This is a genomic window from Nonomuraea sp. 3-1Str (genome assembly GCF_031570565.1).
GTDB lineage: Bacteria > Actinomycetota > Actinomycetes > Streptosporangiales > Streptosporangiaceae > Nonomuraea.
Map to the genome: position 1 here is coordinate 20,413 of NZ_JALHBK010000004.1, position 14,792 is coordinate 35,204.

A 14,792-nucleotide genomic window follows, 5' to 3' on the forward strand; every position below is an offset into this window, starting at 1 on the left:
GACCTGATCCGGCCGTGAGGGGCCGCTATGCGTGATCTGTCGTGGCCGGCGAGGGTCTACCTCGTCGCCGTCGTCGTCGTCGCGGCAGGGGTCATCGCCCACAGCCTGACCACCATCGGGCAGTCGATGACCCCCGGGCACCTGGGCGCCGAGGGGCTGGGCACGCTGCTGGTGCTCGCGCTGCTGTTCCTCGTGTGCGAGTCGATGCCGACGCTGCTCAACGTGGAGCAGTTCGCGGTGTCGGTCAGCTTCTCGGCGGCGCTGGCGGCCGTGGTGCTGATCGGGCCCGACGGCACGGCGCTCGTGGGGTTCACCGCGGTGTTCAGCGTGCGGCCCGGGCTGCCGCTGGTCAAGCGGCTCTTCAACGGCGCGCAGTTCGCCATCTGCGGTCAGGCGGCCGGCTGGGTGTACGAGCGGCTGGGGGGCCGGATCGGGGTGCCGGAGGTGCACGCCTTCGACGACCTGATCGGCCCCTACATGGCGGCCACGGCGGTCTTCGTGCCGCTGAACATCCTGCTCACGCTCACGATGATCCGCCTGGCGACCGGAGTGCGGGCCATGGAGGTCCCGATGCGGGGCCTGGCCCAGTTCCTGCTGTCGTACCTCGGCTACGGCACGTTCGGGCTGCTCGTGGCCGGGCTGTGGGCCACCGTGCAGTCGATCTCGGCGGTGCTGGTGCTGCTGCCGCTGTTCGTCGCGCGCTGGGCGTTCGGCCAGTACCACGCGCAGCAGCGCTCGTACGACGCCACCATCGCGGCCCTGTGCCAGGCCGTGGAGACCAAGGACTACTACACCCGGGGGCACTGCACCCGCGTGTCGGCCGCGTCCAGCATGATCGCCCAGGAGATCGGCATGGGGCAGGAGCGGCTGCGGGCCATCCGCTACGCGGGCATGCTGCACGACGTGGGCAAGCTCGGCGTGCCCACCAAGGTGCTGCAGAAGGAGGGGCCGCTGACCGAGGAGGAGTTCGCCGCGATCCAGCTCCACCCGATGCGCGGGCTGGAGATCGTGCGCGGCATCGACTTCCTCGACGAGGCGTACGCCGGGATCATGCACCACCACGAGCGCCACGACGGCAGGGGCTACCCGATGGGGCTGGCCGGCGACGAGATCCCGGAGTTCGCCCGGATCATCGCGGTGGCCGACGCGTTCGACTCGATGACCTCCGACCGCTCCTACCGGGGCGCGCGGCCGGTCGAGGTGGCCGTGCAGGAGCTGCGCAAGAACTCCGGCACCCAGTTCGACCCCGTCATGGTCACCGCGTTCGTCAAGGCGCTCGAGGACCGGCCGTGGGAGCCGCCCCGCCGGGTCGAGCCGCCGCCGCCCGAGGCCGACGAGGCGCCGGTCAAGGACCACGACGACCCCACGATGCCCATCGAAGTGGTGAGCGGGCCTTGAGCCGGGCCTTCCAGGGCCTCGACTCCGGCCAGCTCCTGCTGATCTGCGGGGCCGGGCTGGTCGCCGTGGCCGGGGTCGCGCACACGGCCGCCACCCGGCTGGACCACCCCGAGATCGCGGTCGGGTTCGGCGCGCTCATCGCGGTGGGCGAGCTGGCCAGGCTCACCATGCCGGGCAACAGGGAGGTCGCGCCCATCGGGGCCGCCGCCGCCCTCGGCTACACGCTGCTGCTCGACCTGAGCCAGGACCAGCTCCGCCACTCGGCGCTCCAGGTCGTGGCGGTGATCGCCGTCGGGATGATCGCCGGTGCGCTGCCGCATCTCGCGGTCGGCCGCCCGCCGCGGCTCGACGCGATGGCCCGGCGGCTGCTCACCGGCGCGCTGCTCGCCTTCGCGTTCCGGCCGCTGGCCGACCCGCTGTTCCGGCTCACCCAGGGGCCCGCCCCAACGTGGTGGCCGGCGTTGGGCGTGATGGTCGTGCTCATCGCCGTCACCCTGCTCGTGGACGTGCTGATCGCCGCGCTGTTGCGGGCCGAGCAGGTGCGCACCGCCTTCCGTGTCGCGGTGCGCGACGAGCTGAACATGGCGTTCCCGCTGGGCGCCGCCGTGGCCGCCTCCGGCGTGCTGCTCGCCCTGGCCACGCACAGCATGGACCTCGTCGCCCTGCTGGTGTTCGCCGCGCCGCTGCTGGTCACGCAGGTGGCCTTCCGCAAGTACGCGGGCATCCGCGCCACCTACCTGCAGACCGTACGGGCGCTGTCGCGCGTCACCGAGGTCGGCGGGTACGTCGAGCCGGGCCACTCGCGCCGGGTGAGCCGCCTGGCCGTGGCCATCGGCCGGGAGCTGGGGATGGCCGAGCCCGAGCTGCTGGAGCTGGAGTACGCCGCGCTCATGCACGACATCGGCCAGCTCTCCCTGCGCGACCCCATCCCGGGCGGCGCGACCGTGCTCGCCGACCCTGAGCAGGCGCGCCGCATCGCGGAGCTGGGCGCCGAGGTCATCAAGCAGACGGGCGTGCTGGACCGGGTGGCCGACGTGGTGCGCCGCCAGTGCGACGCCATCGCCGACGACCCGCCGCTGTCCAGCCGCATCATCAAGGTGGCCAACGCCTACGACGACCTGGTGGGCGGCTCCACCGACCGTGACCGGGCGGGGGCGGCGCTCGAACGCATCCGCCTGGCGGCCGGCTCGGCCTACGACCCGGCCGCCATCGAGGCGCTGTCCCGCGTCATCGACCGCCTGGCCGCCGTCCACCGTCTCTGACGCCGGGGCGGCCCGGAGATGCGGGGCGGGCGCGCATGGCATCCTGGGATCCGTTGAACGAGGGGAGCCACGGTGGCCGAGGTACGCGCCGAGATGGTGTCGAACGTGTGGAAGGTCGTCGTCAGCGAGGGCGACACGGTGTCCGACGGCGACACCCTGGTCATCCTTGAGTCGATGAAGATGGAGATCCCGGTCATCACCGAGGACGACGGCGTGGTGACGCAGCTCAAGGTGAACGAGGGCGACGTGATCCAGGAGGGCGACCTGATCGCCGTCATCGAGTAGTCATCGAGCAGTCGCCTGCTCGACGAACCGGGCCCGGTCGACCACCACGCGCTCGATCGTGCCGCGGCCGACCACCTTGGTCCTGTCGCGCGCCTCGAAGGCGAAGACCAGCCGCCTGCCGTCGAGCTCGGTGAGCTCGGCGGTGAACTGGACATGGGTGCCCAGCGGGCTCGCCGCCAGGTGCTGCAGCTCGACCCGGGTGCCGACCGAGGTCTGGCCCGGCTCCAGGTGGGGGCGTACGGCCTGGACAGTGGTCATCTCGGCGAAGGCGAGCAGCCGGGGCGTGGCGAGCACCGGGACGTCGCCGCTGCCGACCTTCTGCGCCGTGTCCTCACGCTCGACCATGATGAGCAGCTGGGAGCGGAGACCGGGAGCGAGCGTCATGACGTCAGCGTACTGTGATCACTGTGGCGGGCCCGTGCGCGAGGGTGCTCACGCGCGATGCGCCGCCGCGCGAGAGCTGGAGCCCCCGCGTTACTGCGGGGCCTGCCGCCGCCGGCTGGTGGTGCAGGTGAGGCCGACCGGATGGACGGCCAGGTGCTCCGAACACGGCATGCTGATCTCATGAATCCCCGGACAAGTACGGCCGCCAGGCCGCAGGATAGGGTTTGTACGGCTTGTGTCATTTAAGTGGCGTGTGGGATTTCTGAGTCGTACACTCTCGGAATTCCGTGACCTCTGTGTTATCTCACCGCGACACAAGTCCGCTTTGTTGGAGAGCCCCGGGGTGGGAGAGGTCGCAGAGACAGAGGGGTACGGGGGAAGTCATGGTGGCCCAAGGGACGACGCTGGCGGGGCGGTATCGCCTGGATACCCGCATCGGCGCCGGCGGCATGGGCGAGGTGTGGCGGGGCGAGGACGTCGTGCTGGCTCGCACCGTCGCCGTCAAGGTGCTGCTTCCCGGCCGCATGGACGATCCAGGCTTCGTCGCCCGCTTCCAGGCGGAGGCGCGGGCGATGGCCACGATCAACCACTCGGGCGTGGTCGACGTCTACGACTACGGCGTCAGCGGCGACACCGTCTACCTCGTGATGAAGTTCGTGGACGGCGAGCCCCTCGACCGGCTGCTGGCCCGGCTGGGCCGGATACCGCCCCAGGCCGCGATGGAGCTCATCGCGCAGGCCGCGGCGGCCCTGCAGGCCGTGCACCAGCAGGGCATCGTGCACCGCGACGTCAAGCCCGGCAACCTGCTCGTGCAGCGCGACGGGACGCTGGTGCTCACCGACTTCGGCATCGCCCGCTCCGACCTCGCCAACCGCCTCACCGACGCGGGCATGGTGCTCGGCACGGCCGCCTACTGCGCTCCGGAGCAGGCCGAGGGCGCCCCTGTGACGCCCGCCGTCGACATCTACGCGCTCGGCGTGGTCGCCTACGAGTGCCTGGCCGGGCAGCGCCCGTTCGACGGTGACAGCCCGGTCACCATCGCGCTCAAGCACATCCGCGAGGCGCCGCCCCAACTGCCGGCCGACATCCCGCCGGCGGTGCGGGCGCTGGTGGAACGTGCCCTGTCCAAGGACCCGGCCCGGCGTTTCCCGTCGGCCAAGGCCATGAGCGAGACGGCCCGCCAGATCGCGGCCGGACAGACGCCCCTGCCCGCCCCGATGTCGCACGCCACCGGGGCCACGATGGCCGCGCCGGGCCAGCCGGGCGCCCCCGCGAACGGCGGTCACCCCACCGGGGCCCACCCCCAGGACGCGTACCAGACCGGCGCTCACCAGAGCGGCTACCAGACGGCGCAGCAGGGGGGCTACCAGACCGGAGCCCACCAGCAGAGCGGCTACCAGACGGGAGCGCACCAGACAGGCCACCAGACGGGTCCTCAGGCCGGCTACCAGACCGGCCCTCAGGCCGGCTACCAGACCGGCGCGCACCAGGCCGAGGGATACCCGCAGACGGGCTCACACCAGGCGGCCGGCGGCCGGCCGGGCGACGGCCAGCGGACGGGCGCGTTCCCGGCCTCCGAGGACGCCACGACCATGGCGGGACCGCGGCAGGGAGGCAGGCGCGGCGGCAAGGGTCCGCGCAGGGGCGGCCTGATCGCGGGCATAGCAGCCGCGGTGGTGCTCGGCGTGGGCGCCGGCGCGGTCGCCCTGACGGGGATCAACGCCGACAAGCCACCGGTCCCCACGGTCACCACGACCAGCGCCGGCTCCGACACCTCCGAGACGCCCAAGCAGACCAAGACCACCAGGTCCAGGAGCCCCAAGCCCAGGACCACGACCGAGCAGCCCGTCGCGAACAGGCCCACCGAGACCGAGGAGGAGACCGAGAAGCCCACCCGGGAGCCCACCCGGTCCCCGTCGCCCTCGCCGACGCCCTCGGTCACGAAGTCGCCCTCGGCCACGCCCACCCCGGTCGCCAAGAAGCAGGTGCCCGCCGTGCTGGACATGCCCTATCCGCAGGCGAGGACGATCCTCATGAACGCCGGGTTCACGGTCAAGTACGACGACCAGACCCGGGGCGCGATGCCGCTGGAGTGCCTCAGGGTCGGCCAGTCGACCCCGGACGGCGGCACGCTGCTCGCCCCCAAGAAGCCCGTCTCGCTGGTGCTCATCGAGGGCACCTGCCCCTCCGGCAGCGCCACGCCGACCGCCACGGGGTCGCCGTTCAAGCAGTAGGGCCTCACACCCCCGTGGTGCTGCGCGGGTAGGCGATCTGCGGGTCGGTGGCGATGTTCACCATGTACGGCACGCCGGAGTCGAACGCGCGGCGCAGCGCCGGGCCGATCTCCGAGGGGCTGGTCACCAGCTCCCCGCCTCCGCCGAGGGCCGTGACGACCTGGTCGTAGCGGCAGTTCGGCTGGAGCTCGGCGGCCACGTCGTAGCCGTACAGCATCTGCATGGGGTGCTTCTCCAGGCCCCAGATGCCGTTGTTACCGCAGATCATGACGACGGGCAGGCGGTGGCGCACGAGCGTGTCGACGTCCATGAGGGAGAAGCCGGCCGCGCCGTCGCCCAGCAGCAGCACCACCTGGGAGGACGGGCGGGCCAGGCGGGTCGCGATGGCGTAGCCGAGGCCGGTGCCGAGGCAGCCGTAGGGGCCGGGGTCGAGCCAGTTGCCGGGGCGGCGCGACTCGACGTACTTGCCGGCGTAGGAGACGAAGTCGCCGCCGTCGCCGATGACCACGGCGTCGTCGGCCAGCACCTTGTTCAGCTCGCCGTAGATCCGCATCGGGTGGATGGGGTCGGAGTCGGCCGCGAGCAGGTCGGCGTCGCCGGCGATGGCCGCGGCGGACGCCTCCGACAGGCGGGACACCCAGGCGGCGTGGCGGTCCGGCTTGACCCCGGCCTCGCCGCAGGCGGCCGTGAGGCCCCAGAAGACCACGGACAGGTCTCCGGCGGCCGAGGCGGCCGGCTGCATGTGGGTGGCGAGCTGCGACGGCGCGTCGGCGATGTGGACGACCTTGGCCAGGGGCGCGCCGTCCTTGCCGCCGAACCAGCCGTAGCCGAGGCGGAAGTCGAGCGGCGTGCCGACGACCACGACGAGGTCGGCCTGGCCGAGGGCGAGGCCGCGGGCGCGGGTGGCGAGCAGCTCGTGGCCGGCGGGCAGGACGCCGCGGCCCTGGCCGTTGGGGATGACCGGCAGCCGCCAGGTCTCGGCGAAGTCGCGGGCGGCCTCCTCGGCGCGTTCCATCCACACGTCCGACCCGTAGACCAGGACGGGACGCTCGGCCTCGGCGATCAGCCGGGCGATGGCGGCCAGGGAGTCGGGGTCGGGCTCCAGCGGCGACGGGGTCTGCGTCTCGGTCTCGGGGACGGTCGAGGGGGCGAACAGGTCGTCCATGTACGCGTCGAGGAAGACCGGGCCGCGGTGCGGGGCGACGGCGGTGCGGAAGGCCACCTCGACGTCCTGGCCGAGGGACTCGGCGTCGCTGGCGGTGAAGGCCAGCTTGGTGATCGGGGCGAGCAGCGGCGGGTGGTCCATCTCCTGCAGGGCGCCGCTGCCCCAGCGCGAGCGCGGCGCCCTGCCCCCCAGGACGACCACGGGGGAGCCGTTGAAGTGGGCCGTGGCCACGCCGCTGACGCCGTTGGTGATGCCGGGGCCCGCGGTGAGCACGGCCAGGCCCGGTTTGCGGGTCAGGCGGGCCGTGGCCTCGGCGGCGAACACCGCGCTCTGCTCGTGACGTACGTCGAGGATGCGCATGCCCTCGTGGACGGCCCCGTCGTACAGCGGGAAGACGTGCCCTCCGGACAGGGTGAACATGGTTTCGACGCCATAGGCCTTGGACACGGCGACGGCGGCGTCACCGGCGTGCTTCGCAGACTCCATGCCGGGAACTTACCAACCAGTCACACGAGTAAACAGGAAGCAACGAGGACGGTGGTCAATCGCAGCAGACGTCGATGGTGCCCTCGGCCACCGAGGCGCTGATCCGGCGCGCCGCCCCACTGTCGCGGCGGACGTTCACGTCCACCCGCGGGGCTTCGACGCTGACGTCGTAGGCGGCCTCCTGCGGCACCTCCACCGCCACGGATCCGGTGGTCCGCACGACCGCCCGCACGTCGGCCGGCGGTTTCTGAAACACCAGGCGGACGCGGCCGGTGCCGATCTCCACGTCGGCGCGCTCGCCGCCGATCGACATGGCGTCGACGTCGCCCGAGCCGCTCCGGACGTACAGGTCGCCGGGCGTGCTGTCCACCCGCACGTCGCCGGAGACGGACGTCACCCGGACCCCGCCGTGGATGCGCGCCAGCTCCAGGGACGCGCTCGCCGTGTCGGCCTCCAGGGACGCCTCGGGCGGAACCTGGATGATGTAGTCCACCGAGCAGGACGTCCCTCCGCGCCGGGCGGTCATGGCGCAGTCCGTGCCGAGCCGCAGGGTGCCGGCGCCCCACTCCTCGGTCACCTCGGGCTTCTCCAGCGTCCAGCGCACCAGCCGCTCCACGACGACCTCTCCGGCCTCCCCGCTCTGGACGAGCACGGTGGAGACGCCCTCCCCGACGAACAGCCGCACCTGGGAGCCCTGGTAGGGGAAGGAGCCGCGGGACAGCTCGCTGGGCGGCTCGGCGTTCGCGAACCCGTTCCAGAGCAGTGCCGTGGCGGCGAACAGGGCGGCGGCGGTGGCGATCGTGCCGGCGGCCAGCCAGAGGGCTCTCACGGCAGGCTCCTGACGTTGAGGAAGCGCAGGACCGCCAGCACGCGCCGGTGGTCGCCCTCGGCGGGGGGCAGGTCGAGCTTGGTGAGGATGTTGCCGATGTGCTTGCCCACGGCCCCTTCGCTGAGGACCAGCTCCTGGCCGATGCCGGCGTTGGAGCGGCCCTCGGCCATCAGCTTGAGCACCTCCCGCTCGCGGGGCGTGAGCCGGTCCAGGGGGTCGCTGTGGCCGCGCAGCAGGAGCTGGGAGACCACCTCGGGGTCGAGCGCGGTGCCGCCCGCCGCGACCCGGCGCAGCGCGTCGATGAACTCGGCCACGTCCGCCACCCGGTCCTTGAGCAGGTAGCCGACGCCGCCGGTCGCGGACCCGAGGAGCTGGGCCGCGTAGCGCTCCTCGACGTACTGCGACAGCACCAGCACGGCCAGGCCCGGCCGCTGGCGGCGCAGCACCAGGGCGGCCCGCAGGCCCTCGTCGGTGTGCGTGGGCGGCATCCGCACGTCGGTGACCACCAGGTCCGGCTGGTGCTCCTCGGCGGCGCGCAGCAGCGCCTCGGCCTCGGCGACCGCGGCCACCACCCGCATGCCGGCCGCGTCGAGCAGCCGGACCAGCCCCTCGCGCAGCAGCACCGAGTCCTCCGCGAGCACTACTCGCACGGCAGCTCCACCTCGATCGTCGTCGGCCCGCCGGGCGGGCTGGTCAGCCTGAACACGCCGTCCACCGCTCCCACGCGCTGCGCGAGGCCGCGCAGGCCGCTTCCGCCGTCCAGGGAGGCGCCGCCCTGCCCGTCGTCGTGGACGCGCACGCGCAGGTCCTCGCCGTCGCATGCCACGGTGACCTCCGCCCGCGCCGCGGCGGCGTGCTTGGCGATGTTCGTCAGCGCCTCGGACACCACGAAGAACGCCACGGCCTCGATCGTGGGCGACGGGCGCCGGTCGATGCGGACGCGCAGCCGTACGGGGAAGGGGGCGCGGGCGGCCACGCCGGACAGGGCCGCGTCGAGGCCCTGGTCGTTGAGCACGGCCGGGTGCAGGCCGCGGACGAAGTCGCGCAACTCCTTGAGCGCCTGCTTGGCCTCCTCGTGCGCCTGCGCGATGGCCTCGCGGGCCGGCTCCGGCAGATCGGTGAGGGTGGCGCGGGCCAGGCCGAGGTTCATGGCGAGGGAGACGAGCCGCTGCTGGGCGCCGTCGTGCAGGTCCCGCTCGATGCGGCGCCGCTCGGCGTCGGCGGCGTCGATCACCCCGGCCCGGGTCTCGGTGAGCGTCTCGATGCGCCGGTCGAGCTCCGAGCGGCTGGGGCCGAGCAGCATCCGGGCCACCGCCAGGTCCAGCGCCGCCATGCCGCGCGCCAGCATCGGCACCGCCAGCAGGAGCAGCACGCCCACGGCCGTGTAGCCCCCGGCGACGACCGGGTCGCGCAGGTCGAACCTGAACACCTGCTGGGGCGGCTGCAACCGCGGCTGCGCGTACGCCGTCAGCCCCACCACGGCCCCGCCCCACCCCAACGCGACGAGCACGGCCCCGGCGCCGCTGACGAGGGGAGAGAGCAGATGGTAGCCGAGCTGCCGCCACGTCGCGCGGCTGCGCCAGCGGACCGGCGCGTCGGTGGGCGGGATGTGCGCCCCCTGGAACGCCGCGAACCTGGAGCGCTGCACCCGGGTGAACGCCGGCAGGCCGCGGCGCAGCCCGGACGGCACGGCGGCCAGCACGAGCGTGAGCAGGGCGAGGACCGCGGAGACCGGCAGGCCGACCATCACGTGGGCCGTGTCGAGCCAGGCCCGCGCCGACCACGGCCGGGGGACTTTCATGCCCCCACGGTATTGACTCCGGCGGCCCGCGGGACAGGGGCCTGGTGTGCGCTCCGGGGGTGGGGCTGGCCCCACCCCCGGGCGGCTCTCACGGCGCCCTCACAGGGGCGGCACCGACCAGCCCTTCTCGTGGAAGAGCGGCGCGTGCTCGGCGTTGACGAACAGCCGGTCCTCGGGGTTCGGCACGCGGAAGTAGCTCTGCGGGTGCAGCAGCTCGCGGGCGTCGTCCGACAGGTCCAGCACGTACCGGTCGGGCGCGCGCCGCTGCGCCAGGAAGCGCAGCTCGAACGGCAGCAGGGCCAGCGGGTCCGTGTGCTCCCACAGGCCGAGCCCGGCCTCGCGGGCCAGCCGGACCGCCTCGCGGGCGCGGCCGAGCGTTCCGGCCGCGCCGATCGAGCGGGCCGTGCCGGGCGGCGGCACCGCGTCGGCCACCCGTCCCTCCTGGCGTACGAACGGGTCGACGTTCGGCCAGATGAAGTACGGGACCACGTGCCCGGTCGCGAGCAGCCGCTCGTTGTACGGGTCGGGGCGGGGCCGCTCGCGCTGGTCGCGGTTGACGTAGCACAGGAGCCGGCCGTACCGGTCGAGGATCTCGTGCGCGAAGGCGAGCCGGAGCTTGAACGTGGCCTCGGTGAGGCCCTGCTCGGCGATGTCGGCGGCGACCATGTCCTTGAGCGCCTTCGTGGCGGGCGCGGCGTGGGCGGCGTGGTTGGCGGCGGCGCGCGGGCCGAGCCGGGCCGTCAGGTTCGCGCGCAGCGCCGTGCGCAACGTGAGCTCGGGCAGGCCCTTGGCGAACGGGTCCGTGAGGAACGTCGTCCAGGCCGGATGCTCGATCTTGACGAAGCCTCCGGGGAAGTCCGGGAAGTCGGGACTCTGCGGCAGCTCGAAGCTGACCTCGGGAGCGTCGACGCCGAGCAGGCGCACGCCGAAGTTCCCGTCGGCCGCGATGTTGATCGTGTCGCCGTCGTGGACGATCTTGTCCACGGGTTCGGCCTGCCCGTTGCGCCGGGCGAGGAGGCCGTGGCCAACCGTGATGCCGGGAACGGGTTGTTCGATCGCCTTTGCCATGCCTGCATCATCACCCTGTTCGGGCGACAAGTCCCGCGATATCGCAACCAATGGCGACCGATGGTCATCCCATGGACGGGTCAAGCCTCACAGGGTCCGCGACAGCGCCTTGATGGGCATCCTCAGCTCGTCGAGCAGCTCCAGGTCGCGGGCCGGCGGGCGGCCCAGTGTGGTGAGGTAGTTGCCCACGATGATCGCGTTGATGCCGCCCAGCATGCCCTCGCGGGTGCCGAGGTCGCCCAGGGTGATCTCGCGGCCCCCGGCGTAGCGCAGGATCGTGCGCGGCAGCGCCAGCCGGAACGTCGCGATCGTGCGCAGCGCGTCGGCGCCCTCGACCACCGGATGACCGGCGAACGGGGTGCCGGGGCGCGGGTTGAGGAAGTTGAGCGGCACCTCGTCGGGCTCCAGCTCGCCGAGCTGGACGGCGAACTCCGCCCGCTGCTCCAGCGTCTCGCCCATGCCGACGATGCCGCCGCAGCACAGCTCCATGCCGGCCGCGCGCACCATCAGGCAGGTGTCCCAGCGCTCCTGCCAGGTGTGGGTGGTGACCACCTCGCCGAAGTGGGAGCGGGCCGTCTCCAGGTTGTGGTTGTAGCGGTGGACGCCCATCGCCGCCAGCTCGTCCACCTGCTCCTGGGTGAGCATGCCGAGCGAGCAGGCGACGTTGATGTCCACGGCCCGATGGATCGCCTCGACGCCCTGGCGCACCTGGTCCATCAGCCGCCGGTCGGGTCCGCGTACGGCGGCGACGATGCAGAACTCCGTCGCGCCGGTCGCCGCCGTCTCCTCGGCCGCCCGGACCAGCTCGTCGAGGTCGAGCCAGACCGCGCGGACCGGCGAGGAGAACCGGCCGGACTGCGAGCAGAAGTGGCAGTCCTCGGGGCAGCCGCCCGTCTTGACCGAGACGATGCCCTCCACCTCGACCTCCGGCCCGCACCACTTCATGCGCACCTCGTGGGCCAGCGCGAGCAGCTCGCCCAGCCGCTCGCCGGGGAGGCGCAGGCACTCCAGCGCCTGCTCCCGGTCCAGTCCCCTGCCTTCGTCCAGCACCCGCGCGCGGGCGATCGTGAGGATGTCGGTCACGGGAGCAGCCTAAGCCTCCGCTTGAACGCCGCCGGGTCGAAACCGCCGCCGAGTGTCGTGGCCAGCCCGCCGCGCGCCTCCTCCGCGAACTCCGCCACGCCGAGCGCGCCCAGTCCCGCCCGCAGCACCCCCGCCAGCGGTCGGGCGGCCAGCATCTCCAGGTCCGCCACGTTGCTCAGCTCGGCCACGCCCGGCTCCTCCGGCCAGGACCCGACCACCACGCCCGCCAGGCCCAGCCCGCGATGGGCCAGCGCCTCCAGCGTGAGCGCCGTGTGGTTGAGCGTGCCCAGCCCCGCCCGGGCCACCACCAGCACCTGCGCGCCGAGCATCCGCGCCAGGTCGGCGATCGTGCCGCCGTCCTCGTCGAAGCGCACCAGCAGCCCGCCGGCCCCCTCGACCAGCACGAGCCGGTGGGTCTCGGCCAGCTCGCCGATCCGCTCGGCCGCGCCCGCCAGCGACACGGGCGCCGCACCCGCGGCCCGCGCGGCCGCGGCGGGTGACAGGGCGGCCGGGTAGCGGGCCAGCTCGAACGTCGTCGTCACCCCGGACAACCGGATGACCTCGTCCAGGTCACCGGGCTCATCAGGAGCCACGCCGGTCTGGGCCGGCTTGACCACGGCCACGCTCGAACCCCGCAACCGGGCCAGCGCGGCCACGGCCGCGGTCACGACGGTCTTGCCGACCCCGGTGTCGGTCCCACTGACGACGAGAACGCTCACCGGCCCAGCCTAGAACGGGCCGCAGGGCGCACGGTGGACCACGGCGACGGCCCGGAGGACGCCGTGACGGGGCCAGGACCCGTGCGGGTCAGCGGCCGTCCCCCTGGAGGCCCTCAGCCCCGTGCGGCGACCGGGGCCTGCCGGGCTGTGCCGTGACAGAGCCCGGAGATCACGGACGACGCAGCCGCGTGACGAACTTGTACCGGTCGCCGCGATAGAGGGACTGAGCCCACTCGACGGGGTTGCCGTCGGCGTCGAAGGCGTGGCGGGTCAGGAGGAGCATCGGCAGGCCCACGTCCACGCCGAGCGCCTTGGCGTCGTACGGGGTCGCCAGGACCGTCTCGATGATCTCCTCGGCGTCCGTGAGCCGCACGTTGTAGGCGTTGTGCAGCGTCTCGTACAGCGACGAGTGGACCTCCAGCTCCCGTCGCAGCCGCGGGAAGCGGCGGGCCGACAGGTGGGTCGTGTCGATCGACACCGGCTCGCCGTTGGCCAGGCGCAGCCGGTGGATGCGCAGCACCCGCCCGCCCGGGTTGATCGCCAGGCGGCGGGCCAGCGCCTCGTCCGCGGTGATGTAGCCGATCTCCAGTATCTTCGTGTCCGGCTCCAGCCCGGCGGTGCGCAGGTCGCCGATGTACGACGTGAGCTGGAGCACCTGGGCCACCTTGGGCTGGGCGACGAACGTGCCCTTGCCCTGGATGCGCAGCAGCCGTCCCTCGACCACCAGCTCGGTCAGCGCCTGCCGCACGGTCGTGCGCGAGGTCTCGAACCGTACGGCCAGCGTCCGCTCCGGAGGCAGCGCCGTACCGGCCGGGAGGCTCTTGGTGAGCTCGAGCAGGCTCCGCTTCACGTCGTAGTACTTCGGTACGCGAGGGCCGTCGTCCGTCACGCTCTCACCTTCACTTCTGCCACGGCGGTGAGGGCGTGTCGGATCACCGCTAGATCATCGGAACTCAGATTGGCCCGAGCGGTCAACCGCAGGCAAGAGCGGCCGTCCGGCACCGAGGGCGGGCGGAAACATCCCACGCGCACCCCCAGCTCCGCACAGGTGGCGGCGGCCAGCACGGCGGTTCCCGGCGCTCCGAGGACCACGGGCACGACCGCGCCCGCCGGCTCGCTCGTCTCCAGGCCGAGCTCGCGGACCGCACGGGCCAGCTCGCCTGCCCTGAGACGCGCGCGTCGAGGCAGCTCGGGCTGATGGAGAAGGATATCCACGGCGGCGGAGGCGGCCGCAACCGAGGCCGGTGCGAGGCCGGTGTCGAAGATGAACGACCTGCCCGTGTCGACCAACGTCTCGATCACCTCCGGCTCTCCCAGCACGGCTCCGCCCTGGGACCCGAGCGCCTTCGACAGTGTGACGGTTCTCACAATGTGAGATTCCCGGAAAAGGCCGGTTGAGTGCACCACTCCGCGCCCGTGTTCGCCGACGACGCCGAGCGAGTGGGCCTCGTCCACGACCAGCAGCGCCGCGTGCCGCGCCGCCACCTCCGACAGCTCGGCGACGGGCGCCAGGTCGCCCTCGACGGAGAACAGCGCGTCCGTGACCACGACGGCCCGCTCCTCCTCGCGGCCCGCGAGCGCCTTCTCCACGGCCGCCACGTCGGCGCGCGGCGTCACCACGACACGCGCCCGCGCCAGCCGGCAGGCGTCCACGATCGAGGCGTGGTTGCCCGCGCCGGACACCACCAGCCCGCCCCGGCCGAGCGTCGCCACGGCCGCCAGGTTGGCCAGGTAGCCGGAGGAGAACACCAGGGCCCCGGCCGCCCCGCAGAAGGCCGCCAGCTTGCCCTCCAGCTCCTGGTGGAGCAGCGTGGAGCCGGTGACGAGGCGGGAGCCCGTCGAGCCGGTGCCCCAGGCCCGCACGGCCTCGACGGCGGCCTCGGCGAGCCGGGGGTCGCGGGCCAGTCCCAGGTAGTCGTTCGAGGCCAGATCGAGCAGGCCGCCGTCGTCAGGGGGGCGGGGGCGCAGCGTGCGTCCCAGCCCGGCGGCGCGCCGTGCGGCCGTGGCCGCGCGAAGTCCTGCCAGGGGATTCATGGGGGCATTCAATCAGGGGGCCGGTTTGGCCGTACGGCGGGAAA

14 protein-coding genes are annotated in these 14,792 nt (G+C 73.2%); 4 read left to right on the forward strand and 10 right to left on the reverse strand.

Annotated elements, in window-relative coordinates:
• Positions 1 to 27: 27 nt before the first annotated feature.
• The 3 genes from MTP10_RS08950 to MTP10_RS08960 all read left to right on the forward strand — a co-directional run bounded on the left by MTP10_RS08950 (position 28) and on the right by MTP10_RS08960 (position 2,945).
• Positions 28 to 1,398: an HD-GYP domain-containing protein gene (locus MTP10_RS08950; RefSeq protein WP_310708578.1), complete on the forward strand. Its 1,371-nt coding sequence runs from the start codon at positions 28 to 30 to the stop codon at positions 1,396 to 1,398.
• Entirely contained in the window at positions 1,395 to 2,660 is a 1,266-nt protein-coding gene (locus tag MTP10_RS08955; RefSeq protein ID WP_310708579.1) for an HD domain-containing phosphohydrolase, read from the forward strand. The genes MTP10_RS08950 and MTP10_RS08955 overlap by 4 nt, the downstream gene beginning before the upstream one ends.
• A gap of 72 nt (positions 2,661 to 2,732) precedes the next feature.
• Positions 2,733 to 2,945, forward strand: coding sequence for a biotin/lipoyl-binding carrier protein (locus MTP10_RS08960; RefSeq protein ID WP_310708580.1), 213 nt, complete (start codon positions 2,733 to 2,735; stop codon positions 2,943 to 2,945).
• Here MTP10_RS08960 and MTP10_RS08965 read toward each other — a convergent pair whose 3' ends face one another.
• Positions 2,946 to 3,329 (reverse strand): thioesterase family protein, encoded by a 384-nt coding sequence (locus MTP10_RS08965; RefSeq protein WP_310708581.1) that lies wholly within the window; start codon positions 3,327 to 3,329, stop codon positions 2,946 to 2,948.
• 383 nt (positions 3,330 to 3,712) lie between these two features.
• Between MTP10_RS08965 and MTP10_RS08970 the strand changes: the two genes are divergently transcribed.
• Positions 3,713 to 5,563: a protein kinase domain-containing protein gene (locus MTP10_RS08970; RefSeq protein WP_310708582.1), complete on the forward strand. Its 1,851-nt coding sequence runs from the start codon at positions 3,713 to 3,715 to the stop codon at positions 5,561 to 5,563.
• A 4-nt stretch (positions 5,564 to 5,567) separates the two neighbouring features.
• Here the strand turns inward: MTP10_RS08970 and MTP10_RS08975 are convergent, their stop codons facing one another.
• From MTP10_RS08975 to MTP10_RS09015, 9 genes are all read right to left on the reverse strand, one after another.
• A complete protein-coding gene (locus MTP10_RS08975; protein WP_310708583.1) occupies positions 5,568 to 7,214 on the reverse strand; it encodes an acetolactate synthase in 1,647 nt (548 codons plus the stop codon).
• Positions 7,215 to 7,269: 55 nt separating this feature from the next.
• Positions 7,270 to 8,043, reverse strand: a complete 774-nt coding sequence (locus MTP10_RS08980) for a DUF4097 family beta strand repeat-containing protein (RefSeq protein ID WP_310708584.1) — start codon at positions 8,041 to 8,043, stop codon at positions 7,270 to 7,272.
• A complete protein-coding gene (locus tag MTP10_RS08985) occupies positions 8,040 to 8,693 on the reverse strand; it encodes a response regulator transcription factor (protein ID WP_310708585.1) in 654 nt (217 codons plus the stop codon). Before MTP10_RS08985 ends, MTP10_RS08980 begins: the two co-directional genes overlap by 4 nt.
• A complete protein-coding gene (locus tag MTP10_RS08990) occupies positions 8,684 to 9,844 on the reverse strand; it encodes a histidine kinase (protein WP_310708586.1) in 1,161 nt (386 codons plus the stop codon). Before MTP10_RS08990 ends, MTP10_RS08985 begins: the two co-directional genes overlap by 10 nt.
• A 99-nt stretch (positions 9,845 to 9,943) precedes the next feature.
• Positions 9,944 to 10,912 (reverse strand): hypothetical protein, encoded by a 969-nt coding sequence (locus MTP10_RS08995; protein ID WP_310708587.1) that lies wholly within the window; start codon positions 10,910 to 10,912, stop codon positions 9,944 to 9,946.
• Between the two features lie 87 nt (positions 10,913 to 10,999).
• On the reverse strand, positions 11,000 to 11,995 hold the full coding sequence (gene bioB / locus MTP10_RS09000; protein WP_310708588.1) for a biotin synthase BioB: 996 nt from the start codon (positions 11,993 to 11,995) through the stop codon (positions 11,000 to 11,002).
• Positions 11,992 to 12,714 (reverse strand): dethiobiotin synthase, encoded by a 723-nt coding sequence (bioD, locus tag MTP10_RS09005; RefSeq protein ID WP_310708589.1) that lies wholly within the window; start codon positions 12,712 to 12,714, stop codon positions 11,992 to 11,994. The genes bioB and bioD overlap by 4 nt, the downstream gene beginning before the upstream one ends.
• A 169-nt stretch (positions 12,715 to 12,883) precedes the next feature.
• Positions 12,884 to 13,603 (reverse strand): GntR family transcriptional regulator, encoded by a 720-nt coding sequence (locus tag MTP10_RS09010; RefSeq protein ID WP_175604581.1) that lies wholly within the window; start codon positions 13,601 to 13,603, stop codon positions 12,884 to 12,886.
• On the reverse strand, positions 13,600 to 14,748 hold the full coding sequence (locus MTP10_RS09015) for an 8-amino-7-oxononanoate synthase (protein ID WP_310708590.1): 1,149 nt from the start codon (positions 14,746 to 14,748) through the stop codon (positions 13,600 to 13,602). The genes MTP10_RS09010 and MTP10_RS09015 overlap by 4 nt, the downstream gene beginning before the upstream one ends.
• Positions 14,749 to 14,792: the final 44 nt, after the last annotated feature.

Excerpts from the sequence above, each read along its gene's own strand:
- MTP10_RS08990 (WP_310708586.1), bottom strand. The coding sequence starts at position 9,844 with ATGAAAGTCCCCCGGCCGTGGTCGGCGCGGGCCTGGCTCGACACGGCC.
- MTP10_RS08965 (WP_310708581.1), bottom strand. The coding sequence starts at position 3,329 with ATGACGCTCGCTCCCGGTCTCCGCTCCCAGCTGCTCATCATGGTCGAG.
- MTP10_RS08970 (WP_310708582.1), top strand. The coding sequence starts at position 3,713 with ATGGTGGCCCAAGGGACGACGCTGGCGGGGCGGTATCGCCTGGATACC.
- MTP10_RS08975 (WP_310708583.1), bottom strand. The coding sequence starts at position 7,214 with ATGGAGTCTGCGAAGCACGCCGGTGACGCCGCCGTCGCCGTGTCCAAG.
- MTP10_RS08950 (WP_310708578.1), top strand. The coding sequence starts at position 28 with ATGCGTGATCTGTCGTGGCCGGCGAGGGTCTACCTCGTCGCCGTCGTC.
- MTP10_RS09015 (WP_310708590.1), bottom strand. The coding sequence starts at position 14,748 with ATGAATCCCCTGGCAGGACTTCGCGCGGCCACGGCCGCACGGCGCGCC.
- MTP10_RS08995 (WP_310708587.1), bottom strand. The coding sequence starts at position 10,912 with ATGGCAAAGGCGATCGAACAACCCGTTCCCGGCATCACGGTTGGCCAC.